Raw genomic sequence first — 24,966 nt, forward strand, 5'->3', positions numbered from 1 at the left:
TTACAGATGAGAGGCCTTGCGCCGCAAATGCAAAATCAGCCTCCTTACGGGAGATCAAACAATTATATTGCAACCCACTGAATTAGCAGATTTAATATATACGGAAAACGCCGATAAAACTGAGCCATAGGAACAGTCTGAGGGCGCCTGCAATGCAAAGTTCCCGAGCGAGCAGGGATGGGACTGCCAATCCCACAGTCAATGAAATACGTGATCAAATCGAGCGCATCCTCTCCAGTGGCGAGTTTCACGCTCCCGACCGGGGCCGGCGATTTCTCGAATTCATTGTGGAGGAGACACTTTCAGGCCGTGCGGACTACCTGAAGGCCTACACGATTGCGCAAGAGGTATTCGCGAGAGACACGTCCTTCGACGCTCAAAACGATCCGGTTGTGCGGATCGAGGCAGGCCGGATCCGCAGGGCGCTCGAACGCTACTACTTGGTTGCCGGCCACGCCGACAGCATCGTTGTTACGATACCAAAAGGCGGGTATGTGCCATCCTTCGGCTACGCCGAAGGTGCCTGCGAGCCCACCGCTCAAGTGGTATCGGCCCCGAGCACGCCTCTGGAACGGGATCCGACGGAACCGGCGCCGGCACCTGTGCGATCCCCTCCTACACGCTACCGGCGCTGGATCTGGTATGCCACAGCGGTGTCCACGGCAATTGTTGGGGTCATAGGCTTCCTTCATGCGCCGCGGCTTTCCCTTACCGCTCCACCGCCCCTGTCCTCATCTGCTGTTTCGAGCGACGGCACTCAGCCCAGGATCATGGTCGAGCCGTTCCAGAACGTTCCCGGCAAGGCTGCCTCGGCAGATATCGCACAAGGGCTGACGGATGAAGTTGTCGGACAACTCACGAAGTTCAGGGAGATCGTCGTGATTGCCCCCCGAACACAGCAGGGATCCCAGGCGGAAGAACCATGGTTTGCACTGCAGGGAAGCGTTCGGCTCGAAGCGGATAAAATGCGGCTGATCGCGCGGCTGATCCGCCGCGCGGACGGTGCCGTCATCTGGGCAGACGATTATGATGCGGACCTCCGCGAGCGTAACCTGCTTGAGGTGGAGACCGACGTTGCGCAACGTATTGCCACGACCATTGCCCAACCATACGGTATCGCTTTTCAGCCTTACGTCAGCAAGGTCGGAAAGCCGGATAGCGGCGATTGGGAAGCTTATTCATGTGCGCTGTCTTACTACGCATATCGCGCCGAGCTCGATCCGCGGATGCATACCGCGGTAAGAGATTGTCTGAAGCAGGCAATCAGACGGCTTCCAACTAATTCTACCTATTGGGCTTTGCTGTCGCTGATCTATCTCGATGAGGTGAGGTTCCAATACCAGCTCAGAGCCCAGTCGTCGCCACGGCCATTGGAGCTCGCGGCGGACGCAGCCAAACGGGCGGTGGATCTTGACCCCCAGAACGCACGTGCATTGCAGGCGCTGATGCTCGCCAGCTTCTTCAGCAACGACGTGGACGCTGCGCTGAGAGCGGGAGCTGCCGCCTACGCAATCAACCCCAATGATACGGAGGTTGCGGGCGAATATGGCTTCCGTCTTGCGATGTCTGGAAAGTGGGACACCGGCTGCGAATTGATCTCCGGCGCGATCAGCAGAAATCCCGGCCCAAGGGGATACTACGAGGTCGGAATGGCGTTGTGTGCCTATATGAGGGGAGACAATCAGGCAGCTGAGCTTTGGGCCCGCATGGCCGATTTGAAATACAATCCCATGCACCATCTCGTTCTGCTGGCCATCCTCGGCGCGTCAGGCAAGCTTGATGAAGCGCGCAGCGAACAGGACTGGCTCCGGATGAATGCCCCGGTGCTTATGGAGGACATCCGCAAGGAAGTGGCGCTACGTCTCCACCGTCCGCAAGACCAGGAGCACTTCCTTGACGGCTTGCGGGCCTCCGGCGTCGCGATCCCTCCTGGCGATGGCATGATCGGCAGCCAGTAGTTCGCGACGTAGCATACCGTATGCTACCTCATCCGACGCGTATTTTACTGCCTTAACGCCCCTACTCACCTTATCCTTTGGAAAACTTTGGAGGACATGGCGATGACTGCAAGCGAGACGACCCCTCAGTCGATGACCAGTGCCGAAGAGCTGCGCAAGCGTGCACTTGAACTTCAGCTCGCGGAGATGGAACGCGACGAGAAGATAAAGGCCCGCGAGGCGACGAAGCATGCAGAGTTCGTCGAGGATTTTTTCCAGAAGCATATCGGCGAGACAGAACGCGCAGTCATCAAACGTCTGGTGATGAAGGCGGCTGCGGACGGGAAATACGAAGCGATGGTCTATAGCTTCCCGTCCAACCTCTGCTCGGACAGCGGTCGCGGCATCAACAACAACCTGCCCGGTTGGCAAAATAGCCTACAGGGCAAGGCAAAGGAACTCTACGATCTATTTGAAACGGTCGCGAAACCCCAGGGTTACGGCCTGAAAGCGGCGATTATCAATTTCCCGGGCGGCATCCCCGGCGACGTCGGCTTCTTCCTGACCTGGGAGCCGCCCGTCGACTAGATCGGACGGGATAGACCCCCGACAGGTTTGCGCGGTGAGCGCGAATAAGGCTCCTGCGGCCTGTCGGCAGGAAAAGTCGCTGACGAACAACGATGCTCGAACCTCTAAAGGCCAAGCGTTCCCGCGACGCGTCCGCCTGTTCTGCGAATGGCTTGGGCTAGTCGGGCACGATCGTCCAGTTATCGTCCGGGTTAAATTCCTTGATTGTTGAGACCCGCTGCTCCGTCTCGGGGCCCAGATCCCGCTGATAAACGATGTTCGCGCCGTTGACGATGAACGTCTGAACCCCGGTCACGCGATACGTCACCGGCCACGCAATCAAGGCAAATCCGGCTGTCATGTTGCCATTGACGATGTAGCTCTGCTTGCCGCCAATGACGTTGGAACCCTGGGCGGTCAAGATACGATAGCGATATCCATAATACCCTTCGCCGCGCTTGGCCTTGCCGAAAGCCGCCGTCTCTATCAGATGCCCGGCCGGGCTCTCCTCATCGAACAAGCCGGGCTCCCAATACAAGCCATCCCGCTTGCCGGAGCTGCTGATCAGCCGCTGAGCGAACTCGTAGACGCCATCCTCATCCTCGTCGAATTGAGCATATTGGTACTGGGCGTTGACGTAGTCGTGCATCGTGCGGATCGTTGCAAGCTCGTTTTGGCCGACCCTGCGGTTAACGATCTCCTGCAGCCCGACTTCCGTATCGAATGCCCATTTGCCGTCCTTGTTCTTGGATAGGGGGAAAGGCAGGGGCCACAGGACGTCTCCGACTAGGACGACCTTGCGATCTTCGACGTCCTGCAATTGCAACTGCCGCGCGGCACCCTCGCGGATCATGCCGTAGCTTATCATCGCCTCGTTGCTGGATCGCAGCTTTGCCGCGTTCAGACCGAGAAGGCTTGCCAAGCCATCGACGTCGTTGGCGCTCAAGACGGTCTTGAGCCGATCAAGCGCCGCCGATGGATCGTCGAACGATGGTGGGGCGCCAGCTTCGAACTCCGAAAGGTCCGTCTGCATCTGCGACATCAACGGAGCTGCCGACGCCAGGGATAGAGCCGTTCCGAGCAGCAGCGGGATTAATCTCAACTGTAGTCTCATGGTTTATCTCCGGAAATCCGAGAAGCTGGAAACACTACCGCCGACCGCCACCACCACGACCGCCACCGCCTCGACCACCGCCGCGGCCACCGCCTCCGTGCGGTATTGGGCGCGAGCGTTGGACGGAGGGACGGGGGCCACCGCGTTGCCCGCCTCCCATGCTCTGTCCGCCTCGCTTGGAAGCCACCGCCTCACGCCGGCCGGATTGCACATTGCCGAGGGCGCTGGGTTGGCGCGGACGATTGTCGGATCGCGCCGCCATCTTCGGTGCGCTTGGCTTCTTGTTGACTTTCGCAGCCGGCTTTGATGGGCGGTTTGCCACATTACCTGGGCGATTGGCCGCATTGCCTGGACGCGCATCCGCGCGGTTGGCTACGTTGCCTGGTCGGGCATCCGGACGCGATGCCCCCGGGCGGTTCGCCGCAGCGTCTCTGGTGTTCGCTCTCGGATTTGCCTTCAAGCCTTCGACCGTGCCCTTGCGGATGTCGTCGGCACGGGCGCCGACGTCCCTGGCTCCCGGCCCGCGGTTTGCCTGCCGGTCGCTGACCTTGTTCTTGAGCTGGTTGCGGTTGTCGGATTGCAGGCTGGACTTGATGGCCGAGCGATCGATATTGGCGAACTGATCCTTTCCGATATTCAGCTTGCTCCGGTCCACCTTGGTCCAGTCGATGTCGTTCCATTTGACCTTGCCGTTGAAGTTCCGGTCGTTGAAGCAGTTGTTGCAGTCGACATCGAGGTCGCCGTCCCAATTGCCGCCCCAAACGCCCCAATCGTCCCAGTTGACGATGGCCGCCCACGCGACGCCGGTCACCGCGGCTGCGAAGAACCCGGCTCCTGGATAATAGTAGTTGTCGTAGTAGTCGGGATAGTAGGAGATCGGTTCCACCGCATAGCCCGGTTCGTAGAGCATCTCAGGAGGGTATTGCGGGATATAGACCTTCTCCGGATCGGTCGGTCGAATGACGACGTTCTCGTTCTCCGTGACAACCGTGACCTTGTCGTCTGTCTTGATGATGTTCTTCGCCACGGCTTCGTCGCGAAGCTGCTGGATGGCGATCAGCACGTCCTTTTGCTGGTTGTTCAATGCGTCAGCGAGCGCCTGGGTCCAATCGAGATCGTCGCTCATCATCTTGACGATATCTGGATAGTTCAGGAGCGATATAACACTTCCGTCCCAGTCGTCCTTCGGCTTGAGATTGGCGTCTTTCTTCTTGGCCTCCAGGAAGCGCTGAGCCTCCACGACCTGCAGGGGAAACAGCGATGCTGCCGAGATCGCGGCCACGAGCTCGTCCGGATAGAGCGCGATGCGGGCGACGAGTACCTCGAGTTCATCCTCGGAGAGTAAATCCGTTTCTGGCTACGTCGGCTCCGTGCTCTCGGTCGACGCAGGCTTCGGTGTGGGGGTCGCGGTCTGTGAATATGCCGCTAGCCCCGGATGCATGGAAATGACTGCCAGGGCCGAGAGCCCCGCAAGCAGCCTCAAGGATCTTGCTTTCATCATGCACCGATCTCCTTGCAAATGGCCTGGCTGAATGCTCACTGCGGCTTGGGCTTTGTCTCGCCCCACCGCCTGAGCATGACGACGTTCGATTGGGAAAGCGCATCGCCGATTTCAGCGACGAGCGCATCGACGAGGCTTGCATACTCCTGCCGTCGCGTTTCTCTGACATTGTCCGGAAGACGCTCGACATGCGCCAAGGCCTCGACGGCGGCAGCCAGGTCTTCACACATGCTGCGGAATGTTTCGTTCGTCTGGAAAAGCTGCCGTACCCTCCCGGCCTGGGCAGGAAACTGCGCCTCGGCAATCTCCAGGGCAGACAAGTGTGTCGAATTGCTTTCTCCCGACGTCATGCCGCCCCCCGCTGTCATATTCGCGTCAAGCAGATTGAAGTATTGTATTACAGCTACTTAGGTTGCAGACGTAACATACGCGAACTTACGCGTGACCGCGCCGAATGGGGTAGGTGTCGGCCTGCCGTCGCATACGCTTCCGCCTTGCCAGTGCGTGAAGTTCGTCGGTATCCGGGAATGCCTCAGCCGCCGGCAAGCCGGTCAGACCATCCGCCAATCCCGATAGCGATGAAATCTCCGGCAATTGCCATTGCGGCGTGACACGTGCGCTGTCGCGGATGGCCGCCCTTCATCTCCAAAATCCGAAGTGACTGTCGAGCTGCACCACGCTGGATAGATATTACGTGATGCTACGGGCGTTCGAGGCCGGGCCGGTCTACTATTTATCTCGACTACGACCGGACGGTTCGGTGAACGGCCGAAAAGGAGTGACCGTGTTTCTCGACTATTTTGCACTGGGCGTGTTGATCTTTGTCGTGGTCACTCTGTTTTACGCAGTGATCGCGATCCATGACATCCCGCATCTCATCGCCAAGGCCAGGAACCATCCGCACCAAGACGCCATCCATGTTGCTGGATGGGTCAGCCTGTTTACGCTGCACGCCATCTGGCCCTTCCTGTTCATCTGGGCCACCCTTTATCGCGAGGATCGCGGCTGGGGCATCCGGCCAGACGGCAAGCTGTCGGCCGAGGCTGAAGCCAATGCCGAAATTGCCCGTCTCCACGCGCGGATCGCAGACCTCGAGGCACAGTCGCCGGAGAAGGAGAACGCCTGATGGATCTGCTACTCGTCCTCACCTATACCGCAATCTGCTGGGTGGTCTTCAAGATCTTCCGCATTCCGGTGAACCAGTGGACACTTGCAACGGCCGTCCTCGGTGGAATCTTTCTTATCTCCAGCCTTCTGCTGCTGATGAGCTACAACCACCCCTACTCCAGCGATGGACGCATTTACTTTACGTCGGCTCCCGTCATCCCGGTCGTGGGCGGTCAGGTCGTGGAAGTGCCTGTTGCCGCCAATACCCCGCTGAAAAAGGGCGATGTTCTCTTCCGGATCGATCCCCGTCCCTATCAGTACACCGTCGATCAGAAGAAGGCGGCTCTTGCCGAAGCCGAGCAAAGCGTCTTGCAGCTTAAGGCTGCTCTCGACGCCGCCAACTCGGCAGTGTCAGGTGCGGAAGCTTCAAGGGATCGCTCGCTGCAGGCCTTTGAGAAGTTCCAGCAATCGAACGAGAACTCAAAGTCGAAGGGTGGGGCAGCCGTCTTCTCGGAACTGGAAGTCGAGAACCGGCGTGGAATCTACCTGACGGCAGAGGCCGCCGTCGACACAGCTCGCGCGCAGGCGATGCAGGCAAAGCTTGCCTATGAGTCCGAGATCAACGGCACCAATCCCACAGTGGCACGGCTGCAGGCCGAATTGAAAAACGCCGAGTACGACCTCGACCAGACAACGGTCCGTGCGCCGAGCGATGGCTACGTGACGCAAGTGTTCCTCCGCCCCGGCATGATGGCGAACCCGCTTCCCTTGCGGCCGGTGATGGTCTTCATCAACAGCGAGGATCGGGAGCTGGCAGCAGCCTTCATTCAGAATTCGCTGCAGCGCGTGCGGGCCGGCGACGAGGCCGAGGTAGCCTTCAAGGCGGTGCCCGGCAAGATCTTCAAGGCGCGCGTCAAGGAAGTCATCGATGTCATGGCGCAGGGCCAGTTGCAGCCGAGCGGGGCGTTGATCGATCCGCAATCCCCCGAGCGGCTATCGCCGGGGCAGACGCTGGCGCGCATCGAGCTGCTGGAAAACACGGACGACTATCAGCTGCCCGGTGGCGTGGTCGCCGAGGTCGCTGTCTACACACATCACTGGCACCACGTCGCTGTCTTGCGGAAGGTCCTGCTGCGGATGAGCAGCTGGATGAACTACGTCTTCCTGGAACACTGAAAACGCATCAACCTTCCGGTCGTCGCTTGGGTGCGCCGGCCGGACAAGCTCGGAGATCGAGATTCAGGAGAGTGGGCTTACCGAGCGCCATCGCCTATCCCGCGATAGCCGGCCTGCCGCCGGAAACCGGCATCTATGCCAGCATCGTTGCTCCGATCGCCTACGCAATCTTCGGCCCATCACGGCTCCTGATCGTCGGCCCCGATGCCGCCACGATGACCGTGCTCGCGGCTGCGATGGCCGCCATCATCGCGGCCGAGCCTGCCGCTGCCAATGTCGACAGGGTTGCCATCGCCTCGGCGCTCGCCCTTGGCGTTGGCGTGTTCTGCATCGCGGCAAAACTTCTGCGGCTCGGGGTGCTAGCAAGCTTTCTGTCGCGTCCGATCCTTGTGGGCTTCTTTGCCGGCGTGTCGCTTTCCATCCTCGTCGGGCAGATCAGCCGCTTCACAGGCGTGAAGATCGAGTCCGAAGGGCTGCTTGCGCCGGTCTTCGAAATTCTCGGCAAGAGCGCATTGATCCACTGGCCGTCGTTCCTCTTCGGCCTCTCCATGTTTGCGTTGCTGTGGATCGTCAGGGCATTCAACCTCAAGGTCCCGGGTCCTGTTCTCGTGGTCGTTGTCTCCGTTATTCTCTCGGCGGCCTTCGACTTCCGGGGGCTCGGCATTGCCGTTGTTGGCGATATTCCAAGCGGCTTCCCGAGCCTATCCTTGCCGGCGTTCCATCAGATGCCGCTGGACAAGATCGTGCTCGGCTCGGCGGCCGTGTTTCTCGTGTGCTTCGGCGCCGGCATCGTCGCGGCACGCAGCTTCGGCTCCCGCACCGGTGAAGAGGTCGACGCGAACCAGGAGCTGATTGGTCTCGGCGCTGCCAACATCGCGCCCGGACTCTTCGGCTCCTTTCCGATCAGCGTGTCAGATTCCAGAACCGCAATAAACCTGTCGACCGGTGGCGTCTCCCAGGCCGCAGGGCTGGTTTCGGCCGCCACGCTGATTGCTGCTCTTGTGTTCCTTCATAGCGCCCTGCGGATCCTTCCGATCCCTGCCCTCGCTGCGATCCTTGCAACAGCGGCCATCAGCCTTATCGACGTTCAAGAACTCAAGAAGATCTGGCGCATCAGTCACATGGAGTTCGTCTTTGCACTGATCGCCATGTGGGGCGCAATCAGCTTCGGCGTTCTCAACGGCGTGGTCGTCGCCGTTGCCGCAACCTTCGTCTACCTGTTGCGCAAGACGATGTTTCCGCGCGACGGCCTTCTCGGCCACATCGAAGGGCGGCACGGCTTCTTCGACCTTGCCCGCTTTCCAGAAGCTCGGCCCATCGAGGGCGCTGCTGTCTTCGCGATCCAGGGCAATGTTCTGTTTTACAACGCCGATTATGTACGCATGCGGCTGACAGCAGTCGCTAGGGAGCTCGCCCCCGCAACCAAGTGTCTTGTGCTGGATGCGAGCGCCATCACACATATCGACAGCACCGGCGCGGCCGCACTCGACGCCGTGGCGGATACCCTGGCAAAGCGAGACATCGTCTTTGCGATTACCGACCTCAGCGAGGAAAGCCGGGGCATTCTCGAGCGCGCTGGCGTCATCAAGGCGATCGGCGCTCACAACCTTTTCAACGGCCGGGAAGAGGCGCTGCGCGCGCTCTTGGGCAACGCCGCAGGGTCGTGAATGCCGGGCGACATCAAACCGATGGAGGGAACGATGGACGAGGTATATGACGCCAAGCAAGAGACGCCAACGGAACGCAAGGGAAAGCAGAAGAAGACAAAATCGTGGGACTACAACAAAGAAATCAGACGACTGCAGATCGAACTGGCTCATCTGCAGGCATGGGTTAAGAAATCTGGCGCCCGGATTGTCATCATCTTCGAAGGCCGCGACGCCGCCGGCAAGGGCGGCATGATCAAGAGGATAACGGAGAAGGTCAGTCCACGCGTGTTCCGCGTCGTCGCCTTGCCCGCACCGACCGATCGCGAAAAATCCCAGATCTACATGCAGCGCTACATTGCGTATTTGCCGGCAGCGGGCGAGATCGTGATCTTCGACCGCAGCTGGTACAACAGGGCGGGGGTCGACCGCGTCATGGGCTTCGCCAGCGAGAAGAAGGCCCAGCGCTTCCTCGAACTCGCGCCCCGCTTCGAGGCGGCAATCGTCGAAAGCGGCGTCGTTCTGCTGAAGTACTTCCTGACCGTCAGCGAGGAAGAGCAGGAGCGCCGCTTCAAGCGCCGCATCGATGACCCGGTCAGGCAGCGGAAACTCAGCCCCATGGACGTCGAGTCGTACCAACGCTGGTGGGACTACACACGGGCCTATGACGAGATGCTGCGGATGACGGACAGCAACCACGCACCGTGGTGGATCGTGCCTTCCGATGACAAGGAGCGCGGCCGGATAAACTGCATCTCGCATATCCTGCAGTCGATCCCCTACCAGCGCGTGAAGTTCGAGGCACCGGACCTCGGCAAACGGCAGAAGCGGCCATCGGGCTACATCGAGGATCAGAGCGTCAGAAACGTCGTGCCGGAGACGACGAGATAGGGCCTGATCCGTTCGGGCACCACCTATGGAAAGCCGTGGGATAGGCATACTGCAATGGAGCAACCAACGAGCGGGAACGCAACGGAAGCCAGTCCCGCGCAGATTTCCATAGAGGCACGGGTCAGCGACCTGGTGCGGATCGGCATCATTGGGCTGTTTGCCTATTGGAGCCTGCAGCTGATTGCGCCGTTCGCGCTGATCGTCATCTGGTCCGCGATCCTTGCGGTGGCGCTCTTTCCAATGTTCGACGCGCTGTCCAGGCTGCTGGGAAATCGACCAGTGCTTTCGGCCACCGTTATTGTCATGGCATGCCTTGTGCTCATCATCGCACCATTGGCGCTTGTCGCTGTCAATTTTGCCGATGCAGTCCAGGCACTCGTCGGTCAGTTGAAGACTGACAGCTTCACGCTGCCCGCGGCGCCGGAAGCGATACGTGGTTGGCCTGTGGTCGGCGAGCGCCTTTACGCCGGCTGGAACCAGGTCGCAAGCAACCTCGCTGCGACGATCATGAAATTCCAGGCACCTCTTCGCGAGGTCATGGGCGTCATCATCGCCAAGCTTGCATCGATCGGAGGCGGCGTATTGAGCTTCGTCGCGTCGGTCATTCTTTCCGGAATCGTCCTCACCATGTCTCCTCGTCTTGCGGCAACCATCCAGGTATTGGCAAGCCGCATCGGCGGAGAGAGGGGTGTCGGCTTTGCGCGGCTGGCGGGATCAACGGTTCGCAACGTCTCGCGCGGCGTCATCGGCGTGGCCTTTCTTCAGACGCTCCTTTGCGGTTTGTGTTTCGCCTTCTTCGGCATTCCGGCACGCGGAGCCCTGACTTTCCTTGTGTTTGTCCTCTGCTTGATGCAGCTAGGCCCGGGCCTTGTTCTTGTCCCGGTCATCGTCTGGGCATGGTTCTCCTGGCCGACATCGATGGCATTTGCCTTTACTGTCGTGGCGATCCCGATCACGGTCGCGGACAATGTGTTGAAGCCGATTTTGATGTCCCGAGGACTATCGACCCCGATGCCCGTGATCCTCATCGGTGTCATCGGCGGAACCCTCTCGCATGGCCTGCTCGGCCTGTTTCTGGGACCGATCGTCCTTAGCGTCTTTTACGAGCTGCTGCGAGCCTGGGCTTGGCCCTCCGCGTCGGCCGAGCGAATGGCGGCCACCCTGCCGCTCGACGACAAGGACAAGAATGTGAAAGGCGTCGAGCCACGCTGATCTTTAGAGGAGTTCGACATCACGCATTTCGCGTCAGCCATCACGAAGCACTCTCAAAATGGCGCGGCCTTTGGCAATGAAGGCTATCGCAGCATGTCAGGAACGCGCCTGCCTCCCGAATCCCCCATTACAGTACACCCTCACTTCCTGCTCGATGTCACGGCAGAGCCGCTCGTACTCGAGAATCCGCGGCTCATCAGCCGGGCTTGCCGCACGGAAGCGTTCAAGCGCAGAGACCGCCAGATCATACGATTCGAAAAGATCGCCCAATGTCTCGTTTGCCGGGGAAGCAAGGAAGTGACGAACCTCTGGAACCTTCAGCATCAGTTGCTTGCGCCCGCGCTCTTTACTCATCGATTGCCTCCGGCCTCCAATCGTATTTTAGAATTTCCAGTATGCAATGAAGCGGTGGATCGTTCCATTTGTGAAATTCAGCTGCCACAAAGGAGCAGGCATTTCATGGAATCCAGCAAGCTCCACATCACCGACGTAATTGACCCGGGCGATGCCCTCGGTGAAATCCTCTTCGGGCTGATCATGGCGCTGACCTTCACCGTCGGGTCGCGGCTGATCTTCTCCGAAGAAGGCCTTGACGTTCGGGAACTGATCGTCGGCACCATTGGCTGCAACGTGGCATGGGGCATCATCGATGCCGTGCTGTTTGTCCTCGGCACTCTATTTTACAAGAGCCGGCGCGTGCGCCTCTTCCGACGGATCAAGGCGGCCAAGAGCGAGCGGGAGGCCATGTCAGTGCTCAGGAAGGAATTCCCCATCGACAGCGAATCATTTGTTTCCGCGGCAGCAGATGAAGAGGCCCTCTACCAAGCCATGCTCGGCCTCGCGCGACACGGAAGCCCTGCCAAGTTTCGCCTGTCTAGGGATGACCTTCTCGCCGCGTTCATCGTTTTTCTCCTGGTATCGGCGACATCGCTTCCCGCAGTCATTCCTTTCATCATGATCGGCAGCGCCGACCTTGCGCTCCGAGCCAGCAATTTTCTGCTGATTGCCCTTCTCTTCCTGACGGGTTGTGCCTGGGCGCGCTTTTCCGACGCGAAACCGCTCAATGCAGGTATAACGATGACTTGCCTCGGCCTTGTGCTGGTCGGCATTGCAATCGCTCTTGGGGGTTAGGTATGGAACATCGCGCCACGCCATCGCCCGCGACGGAAACCACGCGGCCATCGGACTGGGCATTTCCCCTGCGATTGCATCTTAGCGTCATCATTGTCGGGCTATTGGCCTGCACGGCGCTGCCGCTCGTGTGGATGGCATATACCCAAGGCAAGGTGACTGCCCTTTCTGCCGGCGAAGCACAGATGCGCCAGCTCGGCTTGCGCACCATCGAGGACTACCGCAATGTCTTCAGCGGCGGCTATGCCGCGATCGAGACGACCTCTGCGGTCCCGCAAATGCTTACGCCGCCTCCCCAGGACCTGCTGGCGAAGCACAATCTCCTGCTGCGGCTACTGAAGTCGTCTTTCCGCATCGACGGAATCTATGCCGGTTATGCGGATGGGACCTACGTACAAGCCATCAGCATTGGCACAAATTCCGCCTGGCGCGACACCTTGAACACCCCTTCCGGAGCCGCATTCGCCGTTCGCACGATCACCAAGGTCATCGGCATTCCAGTGACGACGTGGACCTTCTTCGATAAGGACACTCGCCCCCTCACTCGGCGCGCCGACCGCGACGATGTCTTCGATCCACGCTTTCGGCCTTGGTACCAAGCTGCGCTCTCCGAGGGACGGACGACCTCGGTCGGCCCCTACATCTCAGCCGCGACCAACTACCTCACGCTGACGTTCGCTACGCCCGCCGTCGGGCAGGATCGAGTCGTGATCGGCGCCGATGTGATGCTTGTGAGCCTGGGGGAGGTTGTCGATATCGGCACGGTCTCGAAACAGGCGCATGGCTATGTGTTCGACAACACAGGCCGCCTGATCGTACATTCCGACCCGGCAGTCATGACGAAACTGCGCGACCGCATCCGCCGTGGGATGGTGCTGTCGGCCGCAGACGCGGTAGACGCAGATCCCGCCATTCCAGCGGTCACGAACTTGGCACAAGACAGTCGCGTGCCGGATGGCGAGGTCGTCCGCTTTGCGGTGAATGGCCGCGGGTACCTCGCTCAAAGCTTCCATGCGGAAATAGCCGGTTTGCTGAAAGACTATACGGTCATCATCGCCGCACCACTGGACGAGCTCATCGGGCCTGTCGAGCGCACGCTGAGGCGCAACCTTGCCGCCGCCGCTGCCTTCCTGGCAGCAGGCGCGATTGCCGCGATCATTATCTCTCGATTGATCAGCCGGTCGCTCTATGCATTGGCCGACGAGGCAAGGCAATTGGGCAATCTGGAATTCAAGCAGAGCCGGGTCTCACGCTCCTGGATATCCGAGGTCAACGCGCTCGCGAAGGCGCTGGGCTCGGCCCGCGATGCCATCCGGACGTTCTCGCTCTACGTGCCGCGCGAACTCGTGCGCAGGATCGTCATCGCCGGCCAGTCGGCCATAGGCTCTGCCTCCAGGCAGGAGATCACCGTTCTCTTCACCGACATCCGCGAGTTCACGACTATTTCCGAGCGGCATTCGCCCGAAGAGGTCGTCGCCCTGCTCTCCACCTATTTCGAAACCCTCAACATGATCGTCGAGCGCCACGGCGGCACCATCGTCCAATACATCGGAGACTCCATTTTCGCGATGTGGAACGCACCCGTTCACGACGAGCGACATGTCGAAAACGCCTGCCGCTGTGCCTTGTCGGTGAAGGCGGCCGTCGACGCGATGAACGCGGATAGTCATGCCGCCGGTCGCCCCGAACTCATCACCCGCTTCGGCCTTCACACCGGCCCGGCCGTTGTCGGGAGCGTCGGCGCCGAGACCCGCCGCCAATATACCGCCATCGGAGACACGGTAAACATCGCCTCGCGGCTAGAGGGCCTGAACCGTGACTATGGAACGTCGATCCTGGTCAGCAGCGCGATCCGCGACGCGGTTGAAGAGAGCTTCAATTTCATCTCCATCGGAACCGTCAGCGTCAGAGGCCGAACAGGGCAGACGGAGCTTTACGAGCTTCGGGGGTGACATGCCTTTATTGCCCGTCGAAGCCGGGGGGCAACGGCAAATCCTGGAATGCGCTTCGACTTCCTCGGGAACGCGACGACTTGCGCGGCTTTATAGAGCTGCTTCGATGGCGAGGACCTCCATCAATCGAGGCTGAGATTGGAGGATGGTTCGACAGATAGAACGACTCCACTGAGCCGCTTCACAGCAATGATGCGAGCGCCAGCGGTCTACGTCAAAATGCTTCTGGCGACCGCCGCGTTCTGCGTTCTCTGCTACATCCACTATCGAAATGTCACTACGACACTCTTCTACGGCATCATTTGCGCCGTCGTGATGCAAGTTGGATACGTCTGAGGTGTCCTCTACCTGATCTGGCGTGAGAGCAGGGCTCGCCAGGCAAAATAAAGCGGCGACCAGCGAAGACCGACGTGCGATATGGACACGAATGGTGTCGCCGCCGAGAGATCCCTCGATCTCACCTAGGGAGAAAGCGTTTCATGCTCGTAGAGCTGATCCATGCTGAGTGTTGCGACCTCGGCAAAAGAGGTCTGATTCCTGACGCTGCCGTCATGAAGTATTACGACTTCGTCGCAGAACGAAATGGTACTGCGGTGATGGCTGATGACGATTGTCGTGCGACGACCGGCCCTTGATTTCAAGGTCTCGACGATCGCAGCTTCCGACAATCCGTCCATGGCGTTCGTGGCCTCGTCCAAGATGAGGATTTCCGGATCTCGCACGAGCGCCCTTGCAAGTGCGATCCTCTGCCGCTGACCTGCCGAAACGGTAGCTCCCCTGTAACCGACGACGGTCTCATATCCGTCAGGCAGTTTCTCGATGAACTCGTGCGCCTCTGCAAGCTTGGCAGCGTTTTCAGCCTCGGCAAACGAAACGTTGTGTCCATAGGTGATGTTTTCCAGGATCGTACCATCAATCAGCTCGAGGTCCTGGCTGGCGAGCGCAATTTGTCTTCGCCACTGGAGAGGATCGATTTGATTGAGCGAGATGTCATCGATCAGAATGCCCCCCTCGTCGGGCTCCACAAATCGACAAAGAAGATTGACGATCGTGGTCTTTCCAGCACCCGATCGTCCGATGATTGCCGTCGATCGGCCTTGGCGAATGTCGAAGCTCGCGGTGCGCAGCACGAGCGGTCGCGAGCCAGAGCCCGGATATTTGAACGTCACACGGTCGAAGCTAATCTGCTGGCGGAGCCTCTGAATGGGTTCGTCGCCCGCCGGTGGCTTTGGCTTGTCAGACGAATCCAAGAGCCATCTGACCTCCTCCAAAGAACCGCTCCAGCCTTGCACCGCACTCCACGCCATTTGAAGCGCACGCACATGCGGTTGCAGCCGATAGAGCAGGACCACGAAAGCGACGATAATCGGAAAACTCACGCCCCAAAGCCAGGCGCTGACGACGACTGTCAGAAAAACAGCTGAATGCAGCATCTCTGTCAGCGGCGGCAATATCGCTTGTCGCGATTGCAGAACGAACCCCGCTTTTCGAACGGCATCTGAAGCGGAATCGAAGATTGCTTTCTCGCGCAGCTCCTGTCCGAACGCGCGGATGAGCCGCCCGGCGTGTACGAGATGAAGCATCTTCGAGGCAAGTTCACTGTTGAACGACGTGACGTTGCGGCTCGGACCTTTCAGGCTGGAAGAGAGGATTGCATGAATAGCCTGGATCACACCGAGCCCTAGCGCGACGCACAGTGTCATCTGCCATGAGAGAAGCAAGAGGAAGGTGAGCAAAATGACGGCGGCTGACGCGTTTACGATCGCTGCAAGGGTGGTCTGTATTGCGTCCGAAGCCCGCCAGGACTCGTTGGAGATGATATTGAGCAGGCGCCCCGGGCTCTGCTGGAGAAAAAATGAGTATCCAATCGTCAAAAGCTGGCCGGCAAGAGAGCTTCGCATGGCGTGGCCGGCTCTGCCGTAGATGAAATTGGCGAGTACGGCGTTGGCGAACGCCAGCACATTCTTCACCGTGATCAATCCGAGGATGGCGGCAGCGATCGCAACAAGCCTTGTCCGATCATCCAAGTCAGCGCCCACCTGTTGGAAGAGGGCTGAAAGCCCAGCCATTCCCGAGGGGGCCTTCTCGCCGGCGATAATGCCGAGCATCGGAATGATGAGACCGATCCCCGTGCCTTCGAGGACGGCGGTGCTTAATCCTAAAACGACGACAATCGCAAGCAGATAGATCTGCCGCCCGAGCGCCTGACGCAATAGCCGAAAACTCGACGAAACGAATTCTAGCATGGCTGTCGTGACCTTAGCTGGTGGCAGGCTCTGGCGCGCGGGAATAGGTGGTTCTCGCCGGCCACTATGCGAGCCCTTGAAGTGACTGTACGGTTTTAGCTGGCACCGATTGATAGTAGCGCGCCATGAGATCTAGTCGCCGGGTCGCGCCGTCTGAAAAGCGGCATAACCACGGCGCATACGCGGCGGATCGAAGTCCATACCGTTCTCGACGCCGGATGAGCTGCCACTTTCCGGTCAGCGTCAAAAACGCGTGCGTAAGCTCCGGTCGCTGCTCATCAATAATAAGTTGATAAAGGAAATAGAAGAAACACAAGCTTCCGTGCGCATAGCTGGAACGCGTCGGACCAACCCGCTCCGCGATTTTCCTTTCTATCGCAAGGAGGCAATTTGCAGCACGGCACACCGTCTCCGGCGTAACCGCTGCCCCGATGGCATGAAGAGCATCGGGATCGTCGCAAAGAGATTGTCGTTCGAGGTTCTCCGCGACGATCTTCAGGTGCGTTTGACGCATCTGCTGCTTGTGTCTGCTTGAGACGCTGTCGCGGTGAATACGATAGGCAACGAGGCTCTCATCGATCATGGCCGCAGGAAACTGTCGGGCAATGCGCCCGAAGAGATCAAAATCCTCGGCATGGACATAGGCTGCGTCATACACCAGCATGTCTTCAGGGATGACGTTGCGGTTGTACATCACCGTCGAGTGCAAGAAGATGGTAAAGAACGTCGAGAGTATGTGCCAATCTCCGGTCTGATAGATCGGATTTGGCCTGCCGCGTACCACGCGATTGCCCAGAAGCTGATCAATGCCAGTACCACTGATCGCGAGCTGAGGCTGCTTGGCAAAGAGTGCGACCTGGCGCGAAAAGCGGGTTGGATAGGAAATATCGTCTGCGTCCATTCTGGCGATAAGGTCGCCTCTGGCCAAGGCGATGCCCTCGTTCAACGTCGCAATGAGTCCGCGGTTCTCCCGTGATACGATGCGGATACGATCGTCGGCTTTTCGACACAGTTGGAGGACCTCCAGCGAACGATCGGTCGAGCCGTCGTCAAGCGCAATGACTTCAAAGCGGTCGTAGTCCTGGCGCAGAATGCTCTCGAGCGCGGCGGCAATGTAAGGCTCACCATTGTAAACAGGCAGCACGACCGAGATCAGAGGATCAGGCATCCATTAAATCCCATGTTCATCGCGGTTGGCATAGCTTGGGCGGTAGGCTGAAACCTCATATGGTCGTCCGTCAGCCTCACTGGCCCTGATCGAGGAAGGAATGTGGGCCTGACTTTTGGAGCGGACATAGGGGAAGTAGCGTTTGAGCTGGTTGAGCGGCTTTTCGAAGATCGTCCAGGAAATTGAAGCCAGCATCAATGTGGCTGCGGTCGCAATCACAAACCGACCGGGACCCTGTTCCGAAACATTGACCGGGATCCAAGCCTGAGCCTTGACGATCAGCGAAAGCACAACTGGATGGAATAGGTAAACGCCGTAACTTACGCGTCCGATCGCGGTGATCGGCGGGAGTTCCAGGAAGCGACCGAACGCTCCTTGCAAGCCTGACGAACAACCTCCGACCAGCATGACGAGGGGTAAGATGGGAGAAATTTCCGCACCGATCCACGTCAGCCATTCAAGCCCTGGTGTCATTGGCACTGCTTTCAGCCACAGGAAAATGACGGCGCCGGCGGTCAAGGGAGCAACGCTTACCCGCATCCAGCGGGGCCAAACCTCCGTCCTGCTTCGATGGACGGCGAGAAGGGCGCCGGCTACGAGTGCATCCAGCGACGCCGGAGGAAGAAGGTCACGCGCAAGGGCGGGTGTGCCTGTGAACGGCCAGTAGAAGCGATACGCAAGCGAGAATGCGATGACCGCGACGCAAATCGGTCCAATGAAGCGGCGGGGAGCCAGCAGGATCATCAATGGCCAGACAATATAAAACTGTTCCTCAATGCTCAAGCTCCACGCGTGGCACAACACCCAGGGCGTCCATTCATTGTGGAGGGCATACCAAAAGTTCGAGAGATAAAGCGCGTGCCACTTGAGGCTACCGCGAGCTCCCTCAAGGTTTACAAACCAAACGAAGCCCAACATCGCAAAGTAGGGAGGGAATATGCGCAATGCGCGGCGAATATAGAACGATTTCAGCGCAGTGCCCGATTCATAGTCGACAGCGGAACGTGCATCTAAAAGGAGCCGCGTTATCAGGAAGCCGCTGAGTACGAAGAACAGGCGTACGCCGAGATGGCCCAAAACTGATCCATCGACCGCGAAGAAATGGTGGTACAGGACCATTGCGACGGCGAGAGTGCGAAGTCCGTCCAGTTGCCGTTCTCGTGCATGGAGCATGGATCCCCCTTGGTCTCTAGGGAGCTCGCCTCGTCGGAGCCCACACCCAATGACATTTATTACGATCTGCTTTTGTGCTGTTTGTTCCGTTCCGGATGGATCGGATCGAGGTATCAATTCGCTTCTTAAAATTCGGGGCAATCGGGCCAAACTGTGACGGCGGGGCGATATCGGACTTTAGTCCGATCCATTGAACGCGTTGTCATTCCAATCGTTCCTGAGCGAGGGGAATGATCGGCCATCACTCCTCCCAGCTGCAGAAATGGACGCCGCTGCAAGTTTTCGGATCGGCGGCTAACGACACGCAGCGCGTAAGCCATTAGAAAAGAAGCATAATAGCGCATGGCAAGAGGCTGAGTGCATGATGAATGCACTTGTGGTGCAACAAGGCAAACCGTGAGGGGCGCATCAATGAAAGCTGTCCGTCTGATAATGCAAGCCGCGAATGATCCCTGCCGAGCTCTTGGGCGCGAGGAGGTACTCGCGGCGTCGTTTCGCGATTTCGTGCAAAGGGCTCTCGCGGCGGGGTGGAATGAACCGGAGGTCGCCCTGACTTTGGCTGATATCGCCGATGACTACGTCATGGCACTCGCTCGGCGAGTTGTGGTAAATTAGCATCAAGTATCGACGCGTGTCGGGGGACGCGAGCGCGAAAAATGCCCGCAACCCTTCGCTAGCCCGACTGCCGCTTAGCATATATGCAGAGCGACAGTCGGATCTGCCAGCACATGAAATGGCTCTCGTAGTAGTCAGCACCGTTAGCCGGACGCGTGGCGAGGTGCGATCGAGAAGTAGGATTGCAACGTTTCATCTCGATCTTCTCGGCGGTCGGTTCTCTTCGTCACTCCGCATCACAGACGCTCTGCCCTCGCTACCCACATTCATCGCATCCGTGCAATGGCCCACTGGAAGGCCGTGACCGGCGCTGTCGCCTGACTTCAGAAACGTATTGGGTAGCTCGATCATCCCTCGATAACGTGACAACTCCGCGCCAACAGCTACTCCTTAGAAGGCTCCGTTTTTTCGGATAGCGCCGCTAGGTCTTCCGCAAGACGCACCGGCACATCCATTCGCGCGTGCAGAATACTCATTACGCCAAGATCGCCGTTATCGAGTTGGCGGAAGAATAAATAGTGATGCTCGTAGCGGCTGAAATACGCCTCGCGTTTGACATCGGCGGGGACCGCAAGCTTTTTTGGAAGCTGACGCCACAGTGCCTCACTTTCACAAAGACGCTTCAAGTGCGCGTGGAGTGCCGTGATGTAGGTAACCGCTTGCGGTTCACCCCATCTCTCAACTGTGTCATGCCAGATTTTGTCCTGCGCCGCATCTGCGCGCGGGTAAAACCGATAGGCAACCATATTAGCGGCGCTGGTTACGGCGGAATACGTCGTCAGCGGTAACAGTGACGAATTCACTGTCATCGGCGCGCATGGCGGGGGCCAATTCCTTCTGCAGCGCGTCCCATGCCTCATCGCGAGTTTGCAAGTCGCGGCGAATCAGCGCCCGAATGTACTCGCTGGCATTTTCATAAAGGCCATCCTCGCCAATCTGCTGCTGAATATGGGCCTGCAACTGGCCGCCGACCTTCACATGAATGCTTCCCGATGCCATTAACGTACCCTTTCGCTCTCCCTTATTGTGGGTGTCGTAGCAAATATTGTCAATATTCATCACACACTCCCTTACAGGAGTGCGTGTGGCGGGCGTAGAAAGCAAGAAAGCCCTCCGACGAGGGAGGGCTTTGTTGATGATGTCACTTTTAGATTTTGGTTGCGGGGGCAGGATTTGAACCTGCGGCCTTCAGGTTATGGTCCGCAGGACGAGGAGCTACCATCGCCAGCGAAGATGAAGTCTTCGCGCCAGCGATATCGCTCTGGTCTCTGTCGGAAAGTTTTGGTTGCGGGGGCAGGATTTGAACCTGCGGCCTTCAGGTTATGGTCCGCAGGACGAGGAGCTACCATCGCCAGCGAAGATGAAGTCTTCGCGCCAGCGATATCGCTCTGGTCTCTGTCGGAAAGTTTTGGTTGCGGGGGCAGGATTTGAACCTGCGGCCTTCAGGTTATGGTCCGCAGGACGAGGAGCTACCATCGCCAGCGAAGATGAAGTCTTCGCGCCAGCGATATCGCTCTGGTCTCTGTCGGAAAGTTTTGGTTGCGGGGGCAGGATTTGAACCTGCGGCCTTCAGGTTATGGTCCGCAGGACGAGGAGCTACCATCGCCAGCGAAGATGAAGTCTTCGCGCCAGCGATATCGCTCTGGTCTCTGTCGGAAAGTTTTGGTTGCGGGGGCAGGATTTGAACCTGCGGCCTTCAGGTTATGAGCCTGACGAGCTACCGGGCTGCTCCACCCCGCGCCAAGGGGACGTTGTCCCCGGAAGTATACGCTCTGCGTTGTGTCCTTCAAAGCAGAAAGGACCGCGTTGGGCGGCCCTTTGTTTTCGGCTTGGGCCGTTGGTCGTGATGAGAAGATTGTTTGTTGCGTTTTGCAGACCTGGCAGCGACCGACTCTCCCGCGTCTTAAGACGAAGTACCATAGGCGCTGGGGCGTTTCACGGCCGTGTTCGGAATGGGAACGGGTGCAGCCGCCCCGCCATGACCACCAGGTCAGCGAAGCGCAACATTTGAGAAGCTGGTGAGACGTTTCCGTCTCGTTTTTACCGGACGAAGGCTTTGCCTTCGCCGGGGGAACACGTCTTGGCGTCATCTCCCGACACTGAAGTGTCGGACATGAGCATTGATCAATGAGAACGATCAAGCCAATCGAGCTATTAGTACCGGTAAGCTTCACACATTGCTGCGCTTCCACACCCGGCCTATCAACGTGGTCGTCTTCCACGGCTCTGATAGGGAATACTCGTTTTCAGGTTGGTTTCCCGCTTAGATGCCTTCAGCGGTTATCCATTCCATATGTAGCTACCCTGCTATGCCCTTGGCAGGACAACAGGTCCACCAGAGATATGTCCATCCCGGTCCTCTCGTACTAGGGACAGATCCTGTCAATATTCCTACACCCACGGCAGATAGGGACCGAACTGTCTCACGACGTTCTGAACCCAGCTCACGTACCGCTTTAATTGGCGAACAGCCAAACCCTTGGGACCTGCTCCAGCCCCAGGATGCGATGAGCCGACATCGAGGTGCCAAACAACCCCGTCGATATGGACTCTTGGGGGTCATCAGCCTGTTATCCCCGGCGTACCTTTTATCCGTTGAGCGATGGCCCTTCCACGCGGGACCACCGGATCACTATGACCGACTTTCGTCTCTGCTCGACTTGTCAGTCTCGCAGTCAGGCGGGCTTATGCCATTGCACTCGACGACCGATTTCCGACCGGTCTGAGCCCACCATCGCGCGCCTCCGTTACTCTTTCGGAGGCGACCGCCCCAGTCAAACTACCCACCATACACTGTCCCGGATCCGGATAACGGACCGCGGTTAGACATCCATGACGATAAGGGTGGTATTTCAAGGATGGCTCCACGGAAACTGGCGTCCCCGCTTCAAAGCCTACCACCTATCCTACACATGCCGACACGAATGCCAGTGTAAAGCTATAGTAAAGGTGCACGGGGTCTTTCCGTCTGACCGCAGGAACCCCGCATCTTCACGGGGAATTCAATTTCACTGAGTCTATGTTGGAGACAGCGGGGAAGTCGTTACGCCATTCGTGCAGGTCGGAACTTACCCGACAAGGAATTTCGCTACCTTAGGACCGTTATAGTTACGGCCGCCGTTTACTGGGGCTTCGATTCAAAGCTTGCACCTCTCCTCTTAACCTTCCAGCACCGGGCAGGCGTCAGACCCTATACGTCGTCTTGCGACTTCGCAGAGCCCTGTGTTTTTGATAAACAGTCGCTACCCCCTGGTCTGTGCCACCCCACAATACTTGCGTAGCATGGGGTCACGCTTCTTCCGAAGTTACGCGTGCAATTTGCCGAGTTCCTTCAACATAGTTCTCTCAAGCGCCTTGGTATACTCTACCTGACCACCTGTGTCGGTTTCGGGTACGGTCTATACGGTGGAGCTATTTCCTGGAACCGCGTCCCTGCCCAGACAATCCAATAAGTCTGAACAAGTTGAGCAATCCGTCACTACCACCAGGCCCACGAATATTAACGTGGTTCCCATCGACTACGCATTTCTGCCTCGCCTTAGGGGCCGGCTAACCCTGCTCAGATTAACTTTAAGCAGGAACCCTTGGTCTTTCGGCGAGAGGGTCTCTCACCCTCTTTATCGTTACTCATGTCAACATTCGCACTTCCGATACCTCCAGGACCCCTCACAGGTATCCCTTCACAGGCTTACGGAACGCTCCGCTACCACGTGTATTGCTACACATCCTCAGCTTCGGTGCATGGCTTCAGCCCCGTTACATTTTCGGCGCAAAGACCCTTATTTAGACCAGTGAGCTGTTACGCTTTCTTTAAATGATGGCTGCTTCTAAGCCAACATCCTGGTTGTTTTGGGATCCTCACATCCTTTCCCACTTAGCCATGACTTGGGGACCTTAGCTGGAGGTTAGGGTTGTTGCCCTTTTCACGACGGACGTTAGCACCCGCCGTGTGTCTGCCGACTAGTACTCCCCGGTATTCGGAGTTTGGTTAGGATCAGTAAGACGGTGAGTCCCCATAGCCCATCCAGTGCTCTACCCCCGGGGGTATTCGGTCGACGCTCTACCTAAATAGATTTCGCGGAGAACCAGCTATTTCCGAGTTTGATTGGCCTTTCACCCCTAGCCACAAGTCATCCCAATCTATTGCAACAGATGCGGGTTCGGTCCTCCAGTTGGTGTTACCCAACCTTCAACCTGCTCATGGCTAGATCACTCGGTTTCGGGTCTAATGCAACAAACTAAATCGCCCTATTCAGACTCGCTTTCGCTTCGCCTACACCTACCGGCTTAAGCTTGCTTGTTACACTAAGTCGTTGACCCATTATACAAAAGGTACGCCGTCACCCTTGCGGGCTCCGACTGTTTGTAGGCATCCGGTTTCAGGTTCTATTTCACTCCCCTTGTCGGGGTGCTTTTCACCTTTCCCTCACGGTACTTGTTCGCTATCGGTCATGCACGAGTACTTAGGCTTGGAGAGTGGTCTCCCCATGTTCAGACAGGATTTCTCGTGTCCCGCCCTACTCTAGGACAATCGCTGTATCTACGCGTACGGGGCTGTCACCCGCTACGGCCGAACTTTCCAGATCGTTCCGCTTTAACAACAATTGCCACTGGCCTGGTCCGCGTTCGCTCGCCACTACTTGCGGAGTCTCGGTTGATGTCCTTTCCTGCAGGTACTTAGATGTTTCAGTTCCCTGCGTTCGCTTCTTACACCCTATTTTATTCAGGTGCAGATACCTTATCACAATACCTAGAAACCTGTTTTGTCCTCTCGGCCAAAGGCCTGCGGACAGCGCGCCGGATAACCGGCGACGGGCTACCGCCCTACGAAAGAAATCCCTCGCAAGGTTGCAGCCAACAAAACAGATTTTCTAGGTATTTAAGGTGGGTTGCCCCATTCGGAGATCCATGGATCAAAGCTTATTCGCAGCTCCCCACGGCTTTTCGCAGCGTATCACGTCCTTCATCGCCTGTGCATGCCAAGGCATCCACCAAATGCCCTTACGACACTTAATCGTTCTCATTGCCAATGCTCATCATCTTTGCTGGGTTTGGAATTCCTTGTCCTTTTCGCTCGCGCTCAAAGGGGTTCCAAACCGGTCATACGGACAAACCTGAGTTTGTCGTACCAGCGATGCAGCGGTTACCTTTTACAACCACTGCTTTCTAATGATGCCATCGACGTGTTCGATAAGACTGCTTTATTGGAACTACGCCGAGCAGTTCGCTTGCAATCTCATCTTTAAGACCAGCTTCTCGAGATTAAATCCGGGACCGCGCGGTCAGGCAACGGTCATCAAGCCATCATCAGAGCCATCCCGAAGGACGACAACAATGATCAACTCAGAGCGACAAGCTTCCTTCCTACCTCCAGCCCCTCTTTCGCTTCCGGCCGGCTAGGCCATCCACGACGTCATTGGAACTGGGCTCGGACGCCAGATCAAACCCAAAAGGGTCAAACCCGACACCTGGAAGCCTCCAGATCAATCTTCTCTTCACGATATATGCAGAACACGCATCCGGCCGAAGC

At 58.1% G+C, this 24,966-nt stretch carries 18 protein-coding genes, 1 tRNA gene, 2 rRNA genes and 2 pseudogenes; 11 read left to right on the forward strand and 12 right to left on the reverse strand.

The genetic code is table 11. The features are described from left to right. Nucleotides 1–152 precede the first annotated feature (152 nt). Nucleotides 153–1,958: a hypothetical protein gene (locus ACSQ9D_RS16455; protein ID WP_436283088.1), complete on the forward strand. Its 1,806-nt coding sequence runs from the start codon at nucleotides 153–155 to the stop codon at nucleotides 1,956–1,958. A 102-nt stretch (nucleotides 1,959–2,060) separates the two neighbouring features. Beyond that, nucleotides 2,061–2,525, forward strand: a complete 465-nt coding sequence (locus ACSQ9D_RS16460) for a hypothetical protein (protein ID WP_436283089.1) — start codon at nucleotides 2,061–2,063, stop codon at nucleotides 2,523–2,525. 157 nt (nucleotides 2,526–2,682) lie between these two features. Here ACSQ9D_RS16460 and ACSQ9D_RS16465 read toward each other — a convergent pair whose 3' ends face one another. The 3 genes and pseudogenes from ACSQ9D_RS16465 to ACSQ9D_RS16475 form a co-directional block, all read right to left on the reverse strand. Then, a complete protein-coding gene (locus ACSQ9D_RS16465) occupies nucleotides 2,683–3,618 on the reverse strand; it encodes a DUF2950 family protein (RefSeq protein ID WP_436283090.1) in 936 nt (311 codons plus the stop codon). 34 nt (nucleotides 3,619–3,652) lie between these two features. After that, a pseudogene (locus tag ACSQ9D_RS16470) lies at nucleotides 3,653–5,116 on the reverse strand (DUF3300 domain-containing protein). A 38-nt stretch (nucleotides 5,117–5,154) separates the two neighbouring features. Next, nucleotides 5,155–5,469: a hypothetical protein gene (locus tag ACSQ9D_RS16475; protein WP_436283091.1), complete on the reverse strand. Its 315-nt coding sequence runs from the start codon at nucleotides 5,467–5,469 to the stop codon at nucleotides 5,155–5,157. Between the two features lie 434 nt (nucleotides 5,470–5,903). Between ACSQ9D_RS16475 and ACSQ9D_RS16480 the strand changes: the two genes are divergently transcribed. From ACSQ9D_RS16480 to ACSQ9D_RS16500, 5 genes are read left to right on the forward strand one after another with little or no spacing between them, the layout of a single operon-like run. Further along, entirely contained in the window at nucleotides 5,904–6,245 is a 342-nt protein-coding gene (locus ACSQ9D_RS16480; protein ID WP_072375693.1) for a DUF3302 domain-containing protein, read from the forward strand. Then, nucleotides 6,245–7,402: an HlyD family secretion protein gene (locus ACSQ9D_RS16485; protein ID WP_436283092.1), complete on the forward strand. Its 1,158-nt coding sequence runs from the start codon at nucleotides 6,245–6,247 to the stop codon at nucleotides 7,400–7,402. The genes ACSQ9D_RS16480 and ACSQ9D_RS16485 overlap by 1 nt, the downstream gene beginning before the upstream one ends. A 26-nt stretch (nucleotides 7,403–7,428) precedes the next feature. Then, nucleotides 7,429–9,069: a SulP family inorganic anion transporter gene (locus tag ACSQ9D_RS16490; protein ID WP_436283093.1), complete on the forward strand. Its 1,641-nt coding sequence runs from the start codon at nucleotides 7,429–7,431 to the stop codon at nucleotides 9,067–9,069. A 33-nt stretch (nucleotides 9,070–9,102) separates the two neighbouring features. Then, entirely contained in the window at nucleotides 9,103–9,939 is an 837-nt protein-coding gene (gene ppk2, locus ACSQ9D_RS16495) for a polyphosphate kinase 2 (protein WP_436283094.1), read from the forward strand. A 54-nt stretch (nucleotides 9,940–9,993) separates the two neighbouring features. After that, the gene (locus ACSQ9D_RS16500; RefSeq protein WP_436283095.1) at nucleotides 9,994–11,151 is read left to right on the forward strand and encodes an AI-2E family transporter; all 1,158 of its coding nucleotides are present in this window, start codon (nucleotides 9,994–9,996) and stop codon (nucleotides 11,149–11,151) included. A 96-nt stretch (nucleotides 11,152–11,247) separates the two neighbouring features. On the opposite strand, the gene ACSQ9D_RS16505 is transcribed toward ACSQ9D_RS16500, so the two are convergent. Continuing rightward, nucleotides 11,248–11,505 (reverse strand): hypothetical protein, encoded by a 258-nt coding sequence (locus ACSQ9D_RS16505; protein WP_436283096.1) that lies wholly within the window; start codon nucleotides 11,503–11,505, stop codon nucleotides 11,248–11,250. Between the two features lie 105 nt (nucleotides 11,506–11,610). On the opposite strand from ACSQ9D_RS16505, the gene ACSQ9D_RS16510 reads away from it, so the two are divergent. After that, a complete protein-coding gene (locus ACSQ9D_RS16510; RefSeq protein WP_436283097.1) occupies nucleotides 11,611–12,282 on the forward strand; it encodes a VIT1/CCC1 transporter family protein in 672 nt (223 codons plus the stop codon). A 2-nt stretch (nucleotides 12,283–12,284) separates the two neighbouring features. Next, nucleotides 12,285–14,234, forward strand: a complete 1,950-nt coding sequence (locus ACSQ9D_RS16515) for an adenylate/guanylate cyclase domain-containing protein (protein WP_436283098.1) — start codon at nucleotides 12,285–12,287, stop codon at nucleotides 14,232–14,234. A 461-nt stretch (nucleotides 14,235–14,695) separates the two neighbouring features. Here the strand turns inward: ACSQ9D_RS16515 and ACSQ9D_RS16520 are convergent, their stop codons facing one another. The 3 genes from ACSQ9D_RS16520 to ACSQ9D_RS16530 form a co-directional block, all read right to left on the reverse strand. Further along, entirely contained in the window at nucleotides 14,696–16,480 is a 1,785-nt protein-coding gene (locus tag ACSQ9D_RS16520) for an ABC transporter ATP-binding protein (RefSeq protein ID WP_436283099.1), read from the reverse strand. A 64-nt stretch (nucleotides 16,481–16,544) separates the two neighbouring features. Beyond that, nucleotides 16,545–17,648, reverse strand: a complete 1,104-nt coding sequence (locus ACSQ9D_RS16525) for a glycosyltransferase family 2 protein (RefSeq protein WP_436283100.1) — start codon at nucleotides 17,646–17,648, stop codon at nucleotides 16,545–16,547. A gap of 3 nt (nucleotides 17,649–17,651) precedes the next feature. Then, complete coding sequence (locus tag ACSQ9D_RS16530) at nucleotides 17,652–18,821, reverse strand: acyltransferase family protein (RefSeq protein WP_436283853.1); 1,170 nt, start codon at nucleotides 18,819–18,821, stop codon at nucleotides 17,652–17,654. 411 nt (nucleotides 18,822–19,232) lie between these two features. Between ACSQ9D_RS16530 and ACSQ9D_RS16535 the strand changes: the two genes are divergently transcribed. Further along, complete coding sequence (locus ACSQ9D_RS16535; RefSeq protein WP_436283101.1) at nucleotides 19,233–19,436, forward strand: hypothetical protein; 204 nt, start codon at nucleotides 19,233–19,235, stop codon at nucleotides 19,434–19,436. A 179-nt stretch (nucleotides 19,437–19,615) separates the two neighbouring features. Next, a pseudogene (locus ACSQ9D_RS16540) lies at nucleotides 19,616–19,757 on the forward strand (IS6 family transposase); the annotation flags it as partial. A gap of 62 nt (nucleotides 19,758–19,819) precedes the next feature. Here ACSQ9D_RS16540 and ACSQ9D_RS16545 read toward each other — a convergent pair. From ACSQ9D_RS16545 to ACSQ9D_RS16565, 5 genes are all read right to left on the reverse strand, one after another. Further along, complete coding sequence (locus ACSQ9D_RS16545; protein WP_436283102.1) at nucleotides 19,820–20,182, reverse strand: type II toxin-antitoxin system RelE/ParE family toxin; 363 nt, start codon at nucleotides 20,180–20,182, stop codon at nucleotides 19,820–19,822. Between the two features lies 1 nt (nucleotide 20,183). Continuing rightward, a complete protein-coding gene (locus tag ACSQ9D_RS16550) occupies nucleotides 20,184–20,435 on the reverse strand; it encodes a ribbon-helix-helix domain-containing protein (RefSeq protein WP_436283854.1) in 252 nt (83 codons plus the stop codon). A 664-nt stretch (nucleotides 20,436–21,099) separates the two neighbouring features. Then, nucleotides 21,100–21,176, reverse strand: a tRNA-Met gene (locus ACSQ9D_RS16555). A 135-nt stretch (nucleotides 21,177–21,311) separates the two neighbouring features. Further along, nucleotides 21,312–21,426: ribosomal RNA gene (rrf, locus tag ACSQ9D_RS16560) — 5S ribosomal RNA — on the reverse strand. 143 nt (nucleotides 21,427–21,569) lie between these two features. Continuing rightward, nucleotides 21,570–24,452, reverse strand: a 23S ribosomal RNA gene (locus ACSQ9D_RS16565). Between the last annotated feature and the right edge of the window lie 514 nt (nucleotides 24,453–24,966).

Origin of the sequence: Rhizobium sp. LjRoot258 (assembly GCF_964254185.1) — a bacterium.
In the GTDB taxonomy this organism is placed as follows: domain Bacteria; phylum Pseudomonadota; class Alphaproteobacteria; order Rhizobiales; family Rhizobiaceae; genus Rhizobium.